Raw genomic sequence first — 17973 nt, 5'->3', positions numbered from 1 at the left:
ATTAATTTTCAATTATAACGTAAATACCACCGGCTGGTGCAGAGGTATTTTGCCGCAGCCTGAAAATACTGCTTTTCACGCCTTTAAAAACACTACGCAACGGCTTCGCACGATGTTTCCGTATCTGCTGAAAAAAATTTTGCAAACACTTGTTGCACGCTTCCATACTCAAGCATTCGATCAAAATGAAAAAAGGTTAAACATAACCGGATGAATAACGGGAAAACTATAGTGATAAAAAGGAGGTAAATCCATGAACAAAGAACAAGAATTGAAACGCCAGTTTAAGACGCGGGAAAACACCGGAGAGCACCGAAATGGCCGGCTTGCACAACAAAAAAATCACAGTGACGGTCACGAGGTGCCAAATGAGTATACCAGTCACGACGATCAAAAGTGACCGATTAAATTCGGGATGCCTGATTATAGTAGGCATCCCTATTTTTTTGCGGAACCATCCCGCCGCCGGTCGCCCAAAACAAGTGAACCGCTTGATTCATTTTAGCGACCAGCTCATGGCGTTCTAAATAACGTTTGCCTTCCTTAGTGCTGAGGAGCCGTTTCGGACCGATGAATCCGGCAGCTGCTGAAGGTTCAATCCAATGATTTTCTGTGTCTTTCAGCGCCTTGAGGATTCGAAACAAATCGGAATCCTGGACCGTCATGCATCCGGAAATCAACGAACCAACCGCTTTTCCAGCGAATGCTGAGGGGCGTGGCACGGCAAGTCCATCGGCCGCCGTGCGATTGTCTAATCCAAAATCGCAAACAGAGACCTTGTCGTGAAGCCCGGTAAGCAAACCGAGTAAAAAGCACGGCGCATGCGTCGGCTCAACAAAGAAGACATGGACCGCATCGCCAAAAACCTGCTTTAGCCCAAGGGTCACACCACCGGGGGCGCCGCCAACGCCGCATGGCAGATAAACAAACAACGGGTGGTCGCGATCAACGACCACGCCTGACTTGCTCAATTGACGCTGCAGCCGCGCGCCGGCAGTCGCATAGCCGACAAACAAATCGTTTGATTGTTCATCATCAATAAAATGACAGTGCGGATCTTGGCGCGCTTGATTGCGCCCTTCTTGAACCGCTTTACTGTAATCCGACTCATATTCTTTGACCGATGCCCCTTGCTTACGAAGCATTCTCTTTTTCCAAGCGCTGGCATCGCGCGACATGTGTACAGTGGTTTGAAAACCAAGTTTCGCCCCGACAATGCCGATACTCAGTCCCAAATTGCCGGTCGAACCAACGGCTAACGCATAATTGGCGAAGAACGCGCGGAACGTTGCCTCAGCAAGGCAAGCGTAGTTTTCGTTTTTACTGAGACGTCCCGCGCGGATTGCTAGATCTTCCGCGGTTTTCAGCACCTCATAGATCCCGCCGCGCGCTTTAATCGAACCAGAAATCGGCAGTTCACTGTCTGCCTTCATTAAAAATGTACCGGGAACCTGCCTCTTTAGCTGCTGATCCAGCCATTTTTGAAAGGAAGGCAGCGCATAGATCGGCGACTCAATGATCCCTTCGCTGCCTCGGGTTTCCGGGAATGCTTTTACCAGATAGGGTGCAAATCGGCGCAGGCGCGCTTCGGCATCGGCAACATCATCCGCCGACACCAAGGACGCGGCTTGCTGTCATAGGCTGGATTCAGCCATAACACGTCTTCGCACGCCTCCAGAGTACGGATCACCGGCTCCGACTTTTCCCATTGCGCACGCGCGCTCGTACCTATCCTCTGATCCATGAATTGTCCCCCTAATTCTTTTTTTCAGAGCGTGGCTTGCTCTTTTCCAGCGAATCCAACAGATCAAAAACTAATTGAAAATTAGTATACCGTTGCAGCGAATGCATTCCTTTTTCAATGAAGCTCCAGGTCTCATCAATTGAACCGGCAACTGCAAACGGCTGGTTATGAAAAAAATAATAAAAATGTTGCGGATCTTCTCGGCATGCCTGTTCAAATGCACGGGATTGATTGATTTTTTCCTCAATCGTCATATTGCGTTTATGATGCATCACATGATCCAGATTACAAGAAAAATAGAGGAGAAAATAGTAGATTCCCGCCATGATTTCATCGGACGTTCGCATCGTGTGCAGCTCTGAGGCTTTGATTCGATTCCTTTTTTGAATATACTGCTGAATGCCCGAATTTGCCACCATAATTCCTGATTCTTGGTAGACCGGCGCGCGCCCAACCGATGCGTTCACCCTCACATCGTCCGCAGCAACAAATGTACCATCCGTATCGGTCACCTGAATGACTGCCGCGATCTCTTGTTTGCGGTATTTCGTTTCATGCATCATTTTGCGCACCTGGTCACCCACGCGTCCCTTCACATTTTTGCGTATGCCCGGTCGTGTAAACAGATCGCCATGGGTCACATGGATAGCGACCCTGTACTTGTCGGGAACATATCGGCGAATGGCCGCCAGCGCACGCTCATCAGAAACGCCTTCAACAAGAAAGACAAGGACTTTTTTAGGCATTGTTTTGTTCACCTGCCTCATCAAATGCCTCCATGATCTCGTAACGATCGGTCGGTTGATAAACCTCGTCGCCATCGTTCCCGAGCTGAATGGCACGAAGGTAGACATCACGGATGTTGCTGCTGTCGCGAATCCCTTTCAAGACAATGTAGCGATTTTCCGGATTAGCTGAAGTGAAGACAAGATTGTCCTTCTCAAGCACTTCCAACAGCCTGAGATTGTGCGAGGTAAACAGAAGCTGTCCTTTGCCGCTGTCCTTGAGAATTTTCACCAGTTCGCCAAGCAGAAATTCGTAAATACCGGCATCCAGTTCGTCGATCACGATACAGGCATTCATATCGTTGTACATCACGATCAATGAACTAAGTACAGCCACCAGTTTCTTGATACCGTCCGATTCACAGGAAATCGGAAGCAGGCGCCCTTCGCGCCGTGCGGCTAATTCGATGCGTACGCCCCTACCGCCGCCCTCCATGATCTGATCGCCAAGCTTTCTTACCTCCACGGTCAATCCGGGCACTATTTCTTTGAGAATTTTGCTAATCGCTTGAAACATCTGCGTCAGCAGCTCATAAGTCTTTCGGTCCACCTTTTTCGGATGATTGATCGGCAGTTCAATCACACCGTAGTCCTCTTTATTAGTGCTGCTATAGTGAATCGGAATCGACACATCGGCAAGCGACCTCCCTGAATCATGATTGCTGAGCACAAACAGCCGCGCAGCGAACACCTGCTTCAACGCCCGCACCAGTTGATAGGGCAATTCATCCAAAGTCTGCTCAAGCAAGCCAAAATTGTCCTTACGAAAAATGAATGAAGTATGCTGCTGTTGCGCCAAAACAGCACTCACTTTGTATGAAACGAAGCGATCATCTTTTCTTGATCGCATCTTTGACGCAACCGTATTAGGCGCCGCTTTTGTTTCCCGTCCTGCTTGCGTAAATGCAATTAAGGTCCTGTACCGCGCGCCCTTTACCAATTGCTTGTAACGAATTTCCTCATGGGTAACGGTCACCGGATCGCGCTGACGATCATTGGCCAAATTCACTGCATCATCGGCATCCAGATCACGTTTCGTCAGGGAAAAATCATAGACAACCTCATAGTGTTTGTTCGCCATTCCAATCAAGAAGGTAAAAAGAAAACGCGCCGTATCGCTGCGCTGATAGATCAACCGGTCAATGCCCGACTCAAGCGGCCCACCGTTCAGCAGCGTGCGCACCACTTGAAACGCCGAAACAATCGCCGTTTTGCCCGACCCGTTTTGCCCATACACACCCAGCACATCCGCACGTTTCAGCGAATGACTTTTCGAACAAGGAAAATACAGCTTACCTTGAACAACATTTTTGCAGTTCTGTAATTCAACACTCGAGACTCTGACGTTAACAGCCATATCCATACCCCTCACCTCATCAGACACATAGCATTATTATCTGAATCCACGGCGGTTTGTATACATTGGTTACTATTAGAACACGGAATATGGAGATGAAAAAAATGTCAATTGACTCACTTATGAAGAGTGCGACTTGTGCCGGATTTGTGAGACGTTTACGAGAAGAGATTTCAATCCACGCACTCACAAGGAGTGCGACGCTGATGAGACGGCTTTTGGCAGTGATAAAGCATTATTTCAATCAAACACTCAGGCGATAGATATCGTTTGCAATCTCAGATAAATTTACATTTCATGATACGTAGATTAAAACTACACGTTTACTATTTCGATGACGGAGAAAATCATATTTACATTTCATGATACGTAGATTAAAACTTTAAGGCTGATGCATCGACCGTTAATACGCTGACATTTACATTTCATGATACGTAGATTAAAACTATGTTGGTAACTATGCTTACGGCCGCTGCCTGCCAGATTTACATTTCATGATACGTAGATTAAAACCGAATGTGAACAGTCTTATATCAAGCTGAACGAAATTTACATTTCATGATACGTAGATTAAAACCATCGCCATTCATTAGTGCAGTTGCTCCGTCAAACAGATTTACATTTCATGATACGTAGATTAAAACTCCAACAGGTGCCGCACTACAAAAAGGAAAGATTATATTTACATTTCATGATACGTAGATTAAAACAGAACCCGTTTGCGTCCAAGTATCGCCGACGTCGTAATTTACATTTCATGATACGTAGATTAAAACATATCCTTTAGCTGTATCACGCGTGCAAGCTCTTTATTTACATTTCATGATACGTAGATTAAAACGCATCGGACAGCTTCAAAGGCGCGGACAGCCCGTGATTTACATTTCATGATACGTAGATTAAAACGAAATGGCATGTTACTGGCTATCACAATTATAAACATTTACATTTCATGATACGTAGATTAAAACAGACCCGTTTGAAATCCTTATATATCATACCTTAGTAGACCAATTTCTGTCGACCTAAACTTTAGTCACACCATTAGTCATGCTTTGATAATCGATAGTAATTAAAATTGCATCGAATTATTGTAGTACCAACAGTTTCTGAGTGTCTGTCGATCTACGGTTATTTTTACGTTACCTAAGGTCGACAGACAGATTTAGCTTTAAAAGAAATTTGACGTTTTATCATCCTCCATACCCCAAAAACTTTTTTCCAACCATTTCTCTTGCCTACTTGAAAAAACAACAACTGAATCTAAATCTGATCTAATAAATTGATTAAGTTCCAGTCTAAGCTGCTCTAATAAAGCAGGTGTTATTTCACCTTCGAATACAGATTTCTGGACATTGGTCAAATATTTTTTGCTCGTTTTAAATACATGACGCAATACCTTTGCACCGTTTCCTTCAGTTGAAATATCATAAACTAAAATAACATACATCGTTACCACCAAATTTTGAAACTTTCATATTTTTTATCACCAGTCATGTGTTTGATCAATTTATAACATTCTAATCGGATTAATCGTCGATAAGAAACCTTTCTTCTTAGCACACGATGAGTTATTGTTTCTTTCATTCGTTCATCAAAAACGCGTAGGATACGCTTTCTAGCCTTTTCATTCAAAAAATAATAATTAGATTCTTTTTTAAAATCTTTTTCCGTGATTTCGTGTTTATTGAGCATAGAAAAAATAATTCGATCGGCAATCAACGGTTTAAAAATTTCCGAGATGTCTAAGCAAAGTGAGAATCTTCTTGTACTTGCACTATGTAAATAACTGATTGTTGGATTGAGTTGTGTGACGTATATCTCCGATAAACAGCTACTGTAAATTAAAGCGTTCAGATAAGAGATTAGCGTGTTAATCATATTATCGGGTGGATGTTTGACGCGCTTTGTAAAATCAATTTGTTGATTAACAATGACATTCCATGCGTTATAGTAGTGTTTTCTAATATTTCCTTCAATTCCAAGTAATTCTTGAACATTTTTAGTTCGTTCTATCTCTTTCTGTAGTTTTTTCATTTCAATGATTTGTTTATTGACATCTTTCCCTCTTTGGCGATAGTATCGTAAATTGCGCATCATATTATAACAGCTGCCTTTTACGAACTCACGTGCTAGAATAATGCGTTTACTTAAATCAGAGTAATGTTCAACTTGGTTTACTAATAAATGCCCTGACACATTTGTCTCACGCGGACAGAAACTACCCGTATAAAAACCATAATAATTAAAAAAATGAACCGGTATACTTAATTGCCCAAGGTAATTGAGACATTTTGTATTAACATCGACTTCGCCGAGCAAAAAAATATCTCTTGTCATTTCTATCTTTAAATCTTTGAATTTTCCATTTGGGGCAGTTAAACGCACGACGTTGTCTTTCCTTTTCAAAACACCATTTGAAAAAAGATAATAGCTTTCTGGCATACACAATAGCACCTCCCGCCTCATATATAGCAATATTCAAAGTATGCACATTTTCTACAAATAGGCTGTTCAATAATGTCTGGCGCGGTTCTAAGTGTTATAATTTTCTCGATATCTTCTAAAGTACATTGAATAGTTGCTCGATCATTTTGAGTAAGTGCAACCTTCTGTCTTTTCCGGAGTTTAGGGTAGTCTAGGATCGCCTTTTTAATTTCTATACCGCGCTCTTGTAAAAAATATAAGTAATATTTTGCTTGCCATATTGACGCTTCTTCAATGGATCGGCTTTTTTTCACTTCATGAAGGATAGTCCAATCTTGTATAAAATCAACATTAACCGTACCGTCAATCATAATATGCTTTGTTTCACGCTCATAACTCGATTGATCGAGTAATCGTCCGAGAACAACATTTTCATCTGTATCTTCATAACGCAAATCATGTGCAAATAACCAAAGCTTACGACGACAAACAAAATAATAATAAAACATTGCACCAGTTACCCGCATTGATATGCCCCTTTTTAAAATGTAAAGTCATCAAAATTCGTTTCTGATTTTCGACCCGTTACTCCTTTGTCGTCATAAACGCAATCAAACAGCTCGTACCATTCATAATCATTTATTTTTTTTGGTGTGACAAATTGATTTTTCACTAAATAACCCGGTAGATCCACTGTGAAATCAGCAAATTTAATCCTTGCTTCAGTTTTTTCTTTTCGTAATTGTGCTTTCTCTGATTTATTTAATCCCCTTTGCGGTCTCTGTAGAGTATCAATATAGGCTTTTATTTCTTCTTGATTGGCGAGAAACACATCTTTAGGAATAACCGTTCGTGAGTTGATATTTCGAAAGAGGTGTTTGACCTTCTCTTTCGGTAACTCAAAATCATTATAACTTTGAACATATTTGATTGTTGATAAGATGTCTTTATAGTAGTCCGTTTTCTCTAGTACTTCTGTTGAATAAAGCATTTGGATAAGGTCAACTTTACGTTGCTCTGTTATTTTTCCGTCTATACTTTTTAATAAATCTTTGGATAAGCTAAAAATATCTTTATCTACAACATGACCAACACCACTACAGTACTTATTTCCACCGTCAAAGACATAACAATTATAAGAAACATCTAAGTTGCGCTTTCGATAGCAGCGTCCCATTCGCTGAAATAAGCCATTCAAATCTGTTAGTTCAGTAAATAAAAGGTCAAAATCAATGTCTAACGATGCTTCAACCACCTGTGTTGTGACCCAAATCCCATGACATTTATTTTCACGTTGACCAAAGTCAAATATTTGTTTTTCTTTCTCTTTTCGATCTTTTTTAATAAACTGACTATGTAATATATAAACTTCATCGCCATATTCTTCAGATAACACATCATACATTTGTTTGGCTTGCTTCACCGTATTACATATAACCAATATCTTATTATCGTGGTATTTCTGTTTGATTACGGGTGCGGTAATCTCTTCATGAATAACCTTTACACTATGACGGATTTGATTATTAACAAAGATTTTAGGCTTTTTAAATGTCACCTTTTGTTTTTCTAATAAATCCACAACGATGCCTGGTAAAGTCGCTGTAAGAATAGCAAATTTACCGCCAAATTTTGAAATCGTCGATAAACCGAGTATTAAATAAGCAAGCAGATCTGATGAATACATTTGAATTTCATCAATAATCACTCTTGAATAGGATAAAGTAGCAAGCTTGGGCTCAAATCCAGGATAACGATATACAAAATCAAATATCTGATCTAATGTACATATGGTCAATGGCAAGGATAGTTGTTTGGTTTTAGTCACATATTCCTCAATTTCTCCTTCAAGCTCTTCTTTTCGATTTAAATATTGACCATAGGTTTCACTATGTAGAAGACCCACCCTGTTTTCTTTATTTTCTTTTACGATGTTTTCGGTAATACGATAGTAAATGGCATTAATAGCAGCTTTTAAAGGTAAAGTAAAAAAGCCCTTGTTATTTCCCAGCCATAGCAAGCCTGCCTCTGTTTTTCCCATGCCTGTTTGAGCGATGACAATAACATTATGGTCTTGTTCCGCTTGCATATAAGTCTGCAAAACATTCCATTTATACCCCAACTGATTCATTGCATCATTTAAAAAATTGTTGATATGTTCAACCTCAACATGGGCACTAGCCGCGTAGTCCATTCTATTTAATAGACCTTTTAGCATAACGTAATCGATGAAAGAATCATAGTCTTTATTCGAATATGTTCTTTCATTTAAGCAAAAAAAGGCATCTGAAAAATCGGGATCAAAGAACAATGGATCATCTAATCGATTGTAATGAAAGCCATCTACTTCTCTTTCCATCTTTGCCATGGCTTCTCGCCAAACTTCTTCTTCAAAAGTAATGGGACGTTCATGATGATAAGCAATCGCTTGATAAACAATTTTGATTTGGTCTTCAGAGTACCCTTTATATTCCAACTTTTCATAATCAATAAACGCTAAACTCAAATATCCATGTGGGATTTCATTCCGAGATCGTTTCCCATTTAATTTATTTTGAAATAACGCATTCATTTTCCCTAGATCATGCACTAAACACACTAGTTTTAGAAGATACCAATCAACCTTAACATTGGGGTATAGTGATTTAAGTAAAGAAACATTTTTCAATAAATTTTCCGTATGTTCAATGATTGTCTCTTTTGGATCTGATTTAGCAAGATATTGATTCATCTTACACTTATCCTTTTCTTGAAATGAATAAAAAGAAGATATAAAATTTTTATCCCCTAGTCATTATTCAAACAATAAAAACAATATTTTGATCATTTTCATCATTATCAATATAGACCTGGCTTTTTCTTGGTGCGGATAGATATGTTGCATAGTACACTTCTTGCTTATTCCATTTACGAAAGACTTTAGGATTTTTTTTCGTTCCGTAATTCACTAGCTCATAGTTCCTAGTCAACAGATAGCGTGTACCTAAATCACTGATTCCCTGTTGACGGTTTTTAAAAAGAACGTTCCGATTCTCCACCCATTCTATAGGGACATAGGCTCCACAATTTTTTCCCAATCGTTTATCTTTTGATAACACCTGCTTTTCTACCTCAACAATTTTCACTTGTTTAATCACAGCGATATCTTCTCTGCGTCCAAGAGAGGGATACTCCCAAGGATGTAAAAAGGCATCATAAATTTCAGTGACGATGGATTGGTCTTTTGGAATAATATGTAGCACCAACTCGACATCAACTAACAATTCTGTAGTGGATACCCCTCTACTGATCCCATAATCCCCAACCTTCAGTTGATGGCGTTTAGCATCATATTTCATCCCATTCTTAAACTCATAGCGTGTCGCAAGATCATTCGTCTTTGAAAAGTATTTCCCTTGAATGCTCACTTTCATCTCATGATACGTATCATATTGACACAGATTATGAATCATCCCGATTACCGTTGAAAATGGAGGAAGTGGGTATGTTTCTTTCAATTGAAAACTCGTCGGTTTCTTATAATTAACTAGGTCTTGCCATAACTTCACTTTAATTGCTTTCATAATAATCAATAACCTTATCTTTTAGCGTTCTGAAAAAATCCGGAATAGATGCTACATCAAAAGATTCACGAATTTCACCATCATTAGAAAAAGTTCCTTTAACTAAGCCATAATAGGTGTTTTCCTTAATGCCATCATAAAGAACGTCCTTTATTTGCTCGACATTTAACCGGTTATTCTCCAGCTTAACAGTATTTTGGAATACAGGATTTTTCACGTCATAAACACCACCAACCACAAACAACGGTTTTAAATCCTCACGTCTCCCACGTATATCCCGATATAACAGCGAAATTGTATCTAGAAGTTTATTGACACGCCTTGCTTTCTCGTTGCTGGCTATTTCTACTTTACCGTCAATCCCAATTTGATCTAAATCCATGACCACTGTATAACAATAATAGGATCTGTGAATTTCGGATTGAGCTAAATTCATATTTGTTTCTAGACGATCAGCAAGTCCCTTATTCGTTAAAAAGTCCAGATCACCCTTAAACGTTTCTAACGAAATGGCATTAGATAAACGAACCTTAGCTGACCTTTTTTTACCGCCAGATCCCTTCTCTGTCTTAAGATAACCAAAAAAATCAATCTCTGGATATTTGTCGATCGTTGCTTCAGGTGCGAACTGAACTACCGTCTTATCTCCGCTTCCTTCCGCTGACACAGGTGTAGTGATTTCTCCAAGCTGTTCAATCATATTATACCGAAGTGCTTGACGTGAAATATAGGTATACTGATCGCCATTATTTCTTGACATTTTTTTCAAAGAAGCTACATTACCAATGGATTCACCATAATTTGCACTTTCTGCTTGAAAAATAATGGTCATCGTTAGCCCTTTTGGATTCATTTTGATTCACGTCCTTCTTCATTTTTATGATCAATAATTCCCGCTACAAAAGCATAACCAATAGTCTTAAATGTTTCGTCACTAGTGAAAACCTGAAGAAATAATTGAGGTACTTGCTGTTTGAGATAGGAATAACAACTTAATAGAACATCCATAAACATGTTTATATTGCTTGTTTTTAACGCATTAAGCAATTTATAACTGATTCCTGATAGTTTATTATCTGCCCCCTTATTCTTGTAGGCTTTTCGAAAGTAATAGCCGAATTGATTAGCTTTTCTCACTTCTTCTTTTACTAAACCTTCCATGTATCCAATCCCCCTTAAAAAGTTCGTGTTAATTTCCAATATCTGATTAACATGGCTGATGTTATAATACAAGTTTGGAACATTTGACAGCTTATAAACAATCAGTTTATGAATAGTCGTAAATAAATTCACCTTGTTAAATAGATGCTCCATAACCAATTCATAGAGGTTAAAATTCACATTTCCCTCTCTATAACCTGTATATAATAACCTATTAGTTGATTCCTTCGATTGTTTTAATACAGATAATGCTAATCGGGATAAAATGTTGAAATGATAACATTCATTTTCGTAACGCACAATTTGAATATCAGCAAGCTCATAATTTATTTTTCCAGTAAATTGCTCTTGCATAGCTTTTGTTAATGCATAGTATGTGTTCACAGAGCGAACGGCCGTATCATTTTGTTCTAGAGTATTCAACTTTATATTTTCATTGACTCGTAGTAAATTGATAACGGTTGTACTGTCATTAACAAATAAGCCCCTATTATAGACATACGTAAATCCAGCAGGAACACATGAATAAATCAGTCGGCAAAATGGACATATCCCAACATCATTCGTAAAATTCCATACGTGTGATGATTTTCGATTCGTATCGAAACCCGTTTGGTTAAGGAAACTCAAATCCATACTTAGATTTTTTACTGGTCGATCACAAACAAAACAATGATACTTTCTTTTTGGATCATCTACTTCAAAATACTCTTCTGTTGGAACAACAAAATGATTTTTGAAATCGACGTACATATCTTTTTCTTTGGTTTGTGGATTCAAAAAACAAACGCCATTCCACGCATTTTTGATTTGATTATAAATAATATTTTTCCCAGCTAAATATTTACGCCCCTCTTTACTTTTGCAACAAGTAATGATTTCTTTCAGTATTGGAAGTCTTTCTTTTACTTCATTTAAAATAAATTCCTTCTCATCTAAAAATGTTTCCGATTTTTTAGGAGTCGTAACCGGCTTTAATTTCTTTTCTAAAGCTAGTAGATCTGTTTCACTGTTCATTAGTTGATATGCAGCTTTATAACTATTGCTTTTAATATATTTTTTTACAGTATCTTTAATATACTTGTTTAACCGCTCAAGAGCCTGTTCATCAAATGTATCAAAGTTATTATCTTCATACCTTTGCATTTCAGATTCATAAGATATGATTTTATACCAAGGCAGTTGTTTTTTGTATGTATTGATGAAGTAGTCAAAATACTTGTCTTCAAAGTCTAAAAGCACGTCTTTTGAAAAAGAAATGGTGCTATTATCGACGATCGTCACATTATCTTTTCCAACGATATTCACAAATCCAACAACGCCTGCATTGTAAAGCCACTCGTTAAGCGTAACTTCTATGTTTGTCTCACCCATACTCGCACCACCTTAGACAATATCCAACATTCCAAATCCCAGTCCTCTATGACTTCCAAGACCTGTTTGGTAAAGATAATTTAATAAATAAGGCTTAGATTCTACACTAAATGTCCCTAAGGAACATGTAACATGCACATCGTATAGTTTAATAACCGTTTTTTTCATGGCTGCTGACTGTATTTTCATCTGCTCAATATCGGTCAATGGAACGTGAATTGAACTGTTCTTAAGCTGAAAAGATAGATTTCGTTTTAATATGTCTGACCAGGAATTGTCATCATGGATAAAATACCAATCTTTTTTTGTCTTTGGGTTATGATCTCTAGCAACTAGTGGAGACATTGTTTTAAAGATGACTCTTTTATCATAAATTTGTTTTTCTTTTTTAATAATGACATCTTTAATTATGATTGTATTATTTTTGGAGAATGGAACTGGTTTTTTCCGAAGATTGATAAAAGCGTTATAAACATTGATGCCAATTTCAAGATCACTAGTAGAAAAATTAATGATCAATTTTTTGTCTTTTATGATAATCGTTTCTTGGGTGAACTTAGGAGCAGGAATATAAGCACTGTATGCAAAGTCTTTTTGCTTATTACTCCCTAGTCCATATAGGGTATTGTAGAGTGAGTTGTTTGTATTAGACAAACCTAATTTTAACAAACTAAGTACCTTTCTTCTGTAATCTACCGGGATTTGTTCATTTTGTAAATCACATAAAATGCATAATCGCATCATCGTTCTCCTTTTGGCAATTTACTTTTTGTTTAATAATGAAGAACTAGTAAATTCAAACTATATTTCTACTAAATTATACCACAATTTCTCAATAACCATCAGCCTAAGATAGAGTTTAGGTTGAGTCAAGCAATTGTAGGCATAAATTTTTATGGCTAGTAAAGTAAGCGTATTTATTACTTTGGCCATCATGGACAAAGAACATAGCGAGCATTTCAACGCCTAGTAAAGTAAGCGTATTTATTACTTTGGGGGTTATCCTTGTTGCGTCTCCTATTTATAGGGATGCATATTGTAAATCATAACCACCCTTCAAAAGGGTGATTTGTTCTTTTCCACGTATGAGTATCTTTCAATCCCTCAATACCAGACTCATCATATTTACGCAGCCGATCTTTGACTGTACACCTAGAAACGCCACTATTCCGTGCTGCTTGTCCTAGCGATTCTCTCCCTTCCACAATATCTTTAACCGCCACCAGTTTTTCCTCCGCAGAAAGCCAGCCCTATTAGACATAAAATGATCCCCTTGAATCAACAGATTTGTAATATTTCATCTGTCAACTCAAAGGGGATCATATCACATCATATGGAGTTGTTATCCTCTATTAATTTTATCCCAACTCTCACTCCATCATCTCTGCCTCAATATACGATGTCTTCGAGGATTCTTGCATGCGCCAGTAAACGATCAGACTGATGAAGATGCAGCCGGCGACGTAAAAGAAGAACAGGGTTTCGATGCCGAGGCTCTTAAACCACAAGGCGACAAATTCAGCAGTACCACCGAAGATCGCTACCGTCAAGCCGTATGGGAGGCCAACGCCGAGTGCGCGGATTTCCGTTGGGAATAGTTCGGCCTTAACGATCGCATTGATTGACGTGTAGCCGGTAACGATGATCAAGCCAACCATCATCAGTAAGAATGCTGCTGTCACGCTGTGCGAGCTGTGCATAAGCATAAACAGAGGCACAGTCAAGACCGTACCGCTAATGCCAAAGAAGAACAGCAGCGGTTTGCGCCCAATATGGTCGGACAGAAGTCCGGCGAGCGGCTGCATGATCAGGAAGATGAGCAGCGCAACAAAGTTGATGATGCTGACAACCTCTTTATCAAGACCAACCGAGTTAATCATGAATTTCTGCAGGTAGGTGGTGTACGTATAGAAAGCGACGGTACCGCCAAGTGTCAAGCCGACAACGGTCAGGACAGCTCTCGGGTACTTCAGCAATGCCTTAAGGGTTCCGGCATCTTTTTTCGTCTTGCTTTTCGCCATATTCTTAAATTGTTCGGATTCGTCCATGGACAAGCGCAGCCACAGAACGATCAGTGCGCCAAGCGCTCCGATGATGAATGGAATTCGCCAGCCCCAAGCACGAAGCTGGGCATCATTAAGCCATAATTGCAGGATGATTTGAACGCCAAGAGCAACGAGCTGACCGCCGACAAGCGTCACATACTGGAAACTGGAATAGAAACCGCGGCGGCCTTTGTTCGCCATTTCAGACAGATAGGTCGCTGAGGTGCCGTATTCCCCGCCAAGAGACAATCCTTGGAAGAGCCGTGCAAGGATCAAAATAATCGGAGCGGCAATGCCAATCGTTTGATAGTTCGGCGTCGCGGCAATAATCAGTGAACCACTCGCCATAATCAGAATCGAAAGGGTTAAGGCCGCGCGACGACCATGTCGATCGGCATAACGCCCCATGATCAGACTCCCAATCGGCCGCATTAAGAAACCGATCGCGAATATGGCAGCCGTGTTCAGCAGTTGCGTGGTTGTATCACCGGATGGAAAGAAGTCCGTCGAAAAGTAGACAGCAAAAGCGGCATAGACATACCAGTCATACCACTCAATCATGTTTCCTAAAGAGCCTTTTAATATATTACTAGCAATATAACGCGACTGCTTGCGCTCTGCTTTTTTTGCATCAGTCACATGAACATCTCCTTTATTAAAAAGTTTTGCAGACAAGACCTATGTACCGGGCTGCAGAAGAAAATAAGGCACAAGTAGAAAGTTAATCCTATAAACTAATGTACATGACTTGTCCTGCTGAAGGAAAATAATCCGCTTAAGCGAACATCAGGCCCTTGTTAAACACCATGCCATGCCTATCAATCATTCTTATAAGTTATCAATATAATAACATACGGATCATATATTGACATCATTTCATGCCCATTTTGTAAAATTATTTTCATAATGTGCTGCAATAAAAAATAAATATCTACACAATCTATTTAGAAAGCAGCTTATTCGACCAGTCTGCCTACGCAACAATGGTTACACAGCAATTTCATTGACTCGGCAACGCAAAACAAGAAAAACTCGGCGGCTGAAGTCCGATTGACGATCGGATTCCAACCACCGAGCAAGTTAAATCGATTTAGAAGCAGCACAGCTACCTCCCAGCTAAAATGCACATGCATTGTTTTCATGCTTTATTTTTCTCTTTTATTGCCAAGCTATGCTTTCGATAATACCTTTTCTCTGCTGCTCGCGTAAATAAGTTCGGTCATCAAGTAAGCAATTGTCGACTCCGCACCTTGATTGCGGTTCATACCGCTTGGCTCCAGCCCGTCATGGCAACCGCCGTTGAAATCAGCAAGCGGTTGCTGCAGGTCGTTTTCTCCATGAAACCAGGCGCGGCATCTCTTAATTACGGATAAATAGTGCTCCGGATTACTCAGTGCGGCGTACGCTTGCCCGGCAGCGAGCGCCAATTTCATTACTTCGAGCGGCTGCTGATCCCAGTGGTCACAGTGATCCGGTGTACACCATGTACGATTGCCGATCGGCCGGATTCGTCCCTCTTCCCCAGTCATTTTGTCAATCAGGAAGTCGAGTGTTTCCTCAGCGATCAACAATGCGTCGCTGTTTCCGGTTACTTGATACGAATGGAACAGCGCCCAAGGCAGTACACCGTTTCCATAAGTCATCATCGGTTCGAACCATTGCCAGTCGCCATCGGCATTCTGTTCATAGGCAGTCAGAAGCTGCGCTTCCAGTGCTTCCACCCGCTCAGGCGCCTGCTCACGAATGAAGTTCTGGAACCGCGGCAAATGACTCAGTTCATTGTTACATGAAAGCAGGAGACTTGTTGCTGCTAGCGTGTACGCCTTGCCGCGCAAGTGTTTGAGCATTTCTGCAGCACGAAATCCATTTTGAAAAAGCGTCGCCGCGGCAAAACGGCTGTCCGGATGAGGCAGATTCAGGCTTGCAACCGCGCAGCCCCAAAGTGACCTGCCGAAACAGTCGTCCGAGGGCTCCTCTGCTTCCGGCGAACGGTCGTAGCTGTAATTGTTATGAAAGTGGCCGTCCGGTTGCTGCGCATGACACAGAAATGACAAATAGATTTCCGCCAGACGTTGCAGTTCTTCCGCCTCGCCGCGCATTGCCGGGTCAGAAGCAATCCTGTGCTGCCAATTGCAGGTCAGCCATAGTGCGCGGGCGTTGTCATCGGTAGCGTAGCCTTCGCCGCGACGCGGAATGTTGCCCAGTGCATGCTCGACGATCCCGGTATCGTCCGTCATCCGTTTAAGATGCGTCAACTCAATTTTGCGTTTTGGCAATCGGCTCCACCCCGGAAAGCAATACATTTTGAATGGCTTCTAAAAAAACCTGACGATATTTTTTGCCGACCTGCGGCCAGCTCATCGGCAAGCCAATTTGAGCCATTTTCGCCTGGTAGGAGGCGCGCAGTCTGTCATCAGCAAGCAAGGTATCGATTTTTTCAATCCAGCCTGCTTGATCATGATACGCAACAAATAATTCTTGATTGTCTTTGAGCAGATCCTGCGCATAGCGGTACGGCGTTGTTAAGATTGGGCGGCCAAGGCCAATCGCATAAGCGAGCGTCCCGCTTGTGATCTGATCCATTCCCGGATACGGGGTGATATAAAGATCGCACGCGGTTATATAGTGAACCAAATCGTCCTCCGTCATAAAGGCGTCGATCATTTGTACATGATTCTGCAGCTGATGCTGATCGATGAACGTTTTTAACTCATTGCGGTATGTTTCGCCTTCTTGCCGTTTGACGTTGGGATGCGTCTGGCCAATGATCACATAGAGGGCGTTCGGCACTTTTTTAATCACCTCCGGAAGCGCGCGTAAAACGGCTTCAATCCCTTTGTTGCGGCTGAGAAAGCCGAAGGTCATGATTACTTTGCGGTCGGTCCAGCCAACCTGCTCACGAAAGGGGTTGCGTTTTTTCAGATCAGGGGTCGGCGTGCCATGAGGAATAAAGACGATTTTATCTTCCGGAATATGGAAGCTGTTTTTAAGATAAGAAATGGCTTTATGATTCATCACCACGATCCGAGCACTTCGCTGGGCCAGCTCCCGCTGAATCGAGGCATACGGTTCTTGCGGCATTTTAAAAACGGTATGAAAGGTTGTGACCAGCGGTTTTTTTAAAGCGCGTACAAAATCAAGAATATAGGCACCGGCATTTCCGCCGAAAATGCCAAACTCATGTTGCAGCGACACAACTTTCACCGAACTTTGATTCAGTTTCTCAGCGACGCATGCATACGCGGCGCGGTTTTCTTTCTCAATCGCCCAGTTGGAAAACGGATCGTTCGGATACACGGTGTCTTTGTCCTTGATGACAACAACCGGGTCATCGAGCGCATCACGTTTCGCTTTCTGAACGCCCTGTCTTAGATGATAGGTATAGGTTGCAATCCCGCACCGTTGAGGCAAATACGTACTTACATAGGCTACCTGTTCACTCATATCAACATCGCACTCCTTTAAATTGATTGTTACGCGTGATACAGGAATTAGCACTCGCTTGATTCGACTGCTA

At 40.8% G+C, this 17973-nt stretch carries 15 protein-coding genes, 1 pseudogene and 1 CRISPR repeat array; of the genes and pseudogenes, 1 reads left to right on the top strand and 15 read right to left on the bottom strand.

Going from position 1 to position 17973, the window contains the following annotated elements:
* Positions 1-253: 253 nt before the first annotated feature.
* Positions 254-400 carry a hypothetical protein gene (locus tag K7399_RS01680; RefSeq protein ID WP_164875474.1) on the top strand — a complete coding sequence of 49 codons (147 nt, stop codon included), beginning with the start codon at positions 254-256 and terminating at the stop codon, positions 398-400.
* A 4-nt stretch (positions 401-404) separates the two neighbouring features.
* Here K7399_RS01680 and K7399_RS01675 read toward each other — a convergent pair whose 3' ends face one another.
* The 15 genes and pseudogenes from K7399_RS01675 to K7399_RS01605 form a co-directional block, all read right to left on the bottom strand.
* The gene (locus K7399_RS01675) at positions 405-1616 is read right to left on the bottom strand and encodes a D-serine ammonia-lyase (RefSeq protein ID WP_276530143.1); all 1212 of its coding nucleotides are present in this window, start codon (positions 1614-1616) and stop codon (positions 405-407) included.
* Positions 1617-1755: 139 nt separating this feature from the next.
* Positions 1756-2490 carry a hypothetical protein gene (locus K7399_RS01670; RefSeq protein ID WP_128166356.1) on the bottom strand — a complete coding sequence of 245 codons (735 nt, stop codon included), beginning with the start codon at positions 2488-2490 and terminating at the stop codon, positions 1756-1758.
* Positions 2483-3886, bottom strand: a complete 1404-nt coding sequence (locus K7399_RS01665) for an AAA family ATPase (protein ID WP_160168734.1) — start codon at positions 3884-3886, stop codon at positions 2483-2485. Before K7399_RS01665 ends, K7399_RS01670 begins: the two co-directional genes overlap by 8 nt.
* A gap of 286 nt (positions 3887-4172) precedes the next feature.
* A CRISPR array of direct repeats spans positions 4173-4857; the repeat unit is 30 nt; unit sequence ATTTACATTTCATGATACGTAGATTAAAAC.
* A gap of 200 nt (positions 4858-5057) precedes the next feature.
* Positions 5058-5336, bottom strand: a complete 279-nt coding sequence (cas2, locus tag K7399_RS01660) for a CRISPR-associated endonuclease Cas2 (RefSeq protein ID WP_028977778.1) — start codon at positions 5334-5336, stop codon at positions 5058-5060.
* Between the two features lie 2 nt (positions 5337-5338).
* Positions 5339-6331 carry a type I-B CRISPR-associated endonuclease Cas1b gene (cas1b, locus tag K7399_RS01655; RefSeq protein ID WP_028977779.1) on the bottom strand — a complete coding sequence of 331 codons (993 nt, stop codon included), beginning with the start codon at positions 6329-6331 and terminating at the stop codon, positions 5339-5341.
* A 20-nt stretch (positions 6332-6351) separates the two neighbouring features.
* A complete protein-coding gene (gene cas4 / locus K7399_RS01650) occupies positions 6352-6840 on the bottom strand; it encodes a CRISPR-associated protein Cas4 (protein ID WP_028977780.1) in 489 nt (162 codons plus the stop codon).
* Between the two features lie 14 nt (positions 6841-6854).
* Positions 6855-9044 (bottom strand): CRISPR-associated helicase/endonuclease Cas3, encoded by a 2190-nt coding sequence (locus tag K7399_RS01645; protein ID WP_028977781.1) that lies wholly within the window; start codon positions 9042-9044, stop codon positions 6855-6857.
* 67 nt (positions 9045-9111) lie between these two features.
* Positions 9112-9885: a type I-B CRISPR-associated protein Cas5b gene (cas5b, locus tag K7399_RS01640; RefSeq protein WP_201770058.1), complete on the bottom strand. Its 774-nt coding sequence runs from the start codon at positions 9883-9885 to the stop codon at positions 9112-9114.
* Positions 9863-10729, bottom strand: a complete 867-nt coding sequence (gene cas7i, locus K7399_RS01635; protein ID WP_028977783.1) for a type I-B CRISPR-associated protein Cas7/Cst2/DevR — start codon at positions 10727-10729, stop codon at positions 9863-9865. The genes cas5b and cas7i overlap by 23 nt, the downstream gene beginning before the upstream one ends.
* Positions 10726-12411, bottom strand: a complete 1686-nt coding sequence (cas8a1, locus tag K7399_RS01630; RefSeq protein WP_028977784.1) for a type I-B CRISPR-associated protein Cas8b1/Cst1 — start codon at positions 12409-12411, stop codon at positions 10726-10728. The genes cas7i and cas8a1 overlap by 4 nt, the downstream gene beginning before the upstream one ends.
* A gap of 12 nt (positions 12412-12423) precedes the next feature.
* Positions 12424-13155: a CRISPR-associated endoribonuclease Cas6 gene (gene cas6 / locus K7399_RS01625; protein ID WP_081791808.1), complete on the bottom strand. Its 732-nt coding sequence runs from the start codon at positions 13153-13155 to the stop codon at positions 12424-12426.
* 299 nt (positions 13156-13454) lie between these two features.
* Positions 13455-13640, bottom strand: a pseudogene (locus K7399_RS01620) (helix-turn-helix domain-containing protein); the annotation flags it as partial.
* Positions 13641-13781: 141 nt separating this feature from the next.
* Positions 13782-15017 carry an MFS transporter gene (locus K7399_RS01615; protein ID WP_223362578.1) on the bottom strand — a complete coding sequence of 412 codons (1236 nt, stop codon included), beginning with the start codon at positions 15015-15017 and terminating at the stop codon, positions 13782-13784.
* Between the two features lie 608 nt (positions 15018-15625).
* Positions 15626-16732 carry a hypothetical protein gene (locus tag K7399_RS01610; RefSeq protein ID WP_028977788.1) on the bottom strand — a complete coding sequence of 369 codons (1107 nt, stop codon included), beginning with the start codon at positions 16730-16732 and terminating at the stop codon, positions 15626-15628.
* Complete coding sequence (locus tag K7399_RS01605; RefSeq protein WP_037563849.1) at positions 16713-17900, bottom strand: glycosyltransferase family 4 protein; 1188 nt, start codon at positions 17898-17900, stop codon at positions 16713-16715. The genes K7399_RS01610 and K7399_RS01605 overlap by 20 nt, the downstream gene beginning before the upstream one ends.
* Positions 17901-17973: the final 73 nt, after the last annotated feature.

Source organism: Sporolactobacillus terrae (assembly GCF_019930545.1).
GTDB classification, from domain to species: Bacteria; Bacillota; Bacilli; order Bacillales; family Sporolactobacillaceae; genus Sporolactobacillus; species Sporolactobacillus terrae.
The sequence above is the reverse complement of the archived record's forward strand: the minus strand, read 5'-3'. Positions and strand labels throughout refer to the sequence as shown.

What these genes read in the sequence shown, in the direction of transcription:
- cas1b (WP_028977779.1), bottom strand. Translation starts at nt 6,331, where the DNA reads ATGCCAGAAAGCTATTATCTTTTTTCAAATGGTGTTTTGAAAAGGAAA.
- K7399_RS01670 (WP_128166356.1), bottom strand. Translation starts at nt 2,490, where the DNA reads ATGCCTAAAAAAGTCCTTGTCTTTCTTGTTGAAGGCGTTTCTGATGAG.
- K7399_RS01665 (WP_160168734.1), bottom strand. Translation starts at nt 3,886, where the DNA reads ATGGCTGTTAACGTCAGAGTCTCGAGTGTTGAATTACAGAACTGCAAA.
- K7399_RS01680 (WP_164875474.1), top strand. Translation starts at nt 254, where the DNA reads ATGAACAAAGAACAAGAATTGAAACGCCAGTTTAAGACGCGGGAAAAC.
- K7399_RS01605 (WP_037563849.1), bottom strand. Translation starts at nt 17,900, where the DNA reads ATGAGTGAACAGGTAGCCTATGTAAGTACGTATTTGCCTCAACGGTGC.
- cas6 (WP_081791808.1), bottom strand. Translation starts at nt 13,155, where the DNA reads ATGATGCGATTATGCATTTTATGTGATTTACAAAATGAACAAATCCCG.
- cas7i (WP_028977783.1), bottom strand. Translation starts at nt 10,729, where the DNA reads ATGAATCCAAAAGGGCTAACGATGACCATTATTTTTCAAGCAGAAAGT.
- K7399_RS01615 (WP_223362578.1), bottom strand. Translation starts at nt 15,017, where the DNA reads ATGATTGAGTGGTATGACTGGTATGTCTATGCCGCTTTTGCTGTCTAC.
- cas2 (WP_028977778.1), bottom strand. Translation starts at nt 5,336, where the DNA reads ATGTATGTTATTTTAGTTTATGATATTTCAACTGAAGGAAACGGTGCA.
- K7399_RS01645 (WP_028977781.1), bottom strand. Translation starts at nt 9,044, where the DNA reads ATGAATCAATATCTTGCTAAATCAGATCCAAAAGAGACAATCATTGAA.
- cas4 (WP_028977780.1), bottom strand. Translation starts at nt 6,840, where the DNA reads ATGCGGGTAACTGGTGCAATGTTTTATTATTATTTTGTTTGTCGTCGT.
- cas8a1 (WP_028977784.1), bottom strand. Translation starts at nt 12,411, where the DNA reads ATGGGTGAGACAAACATAGAAGTTACGCTTAACGAGTGGCTTTACAAT.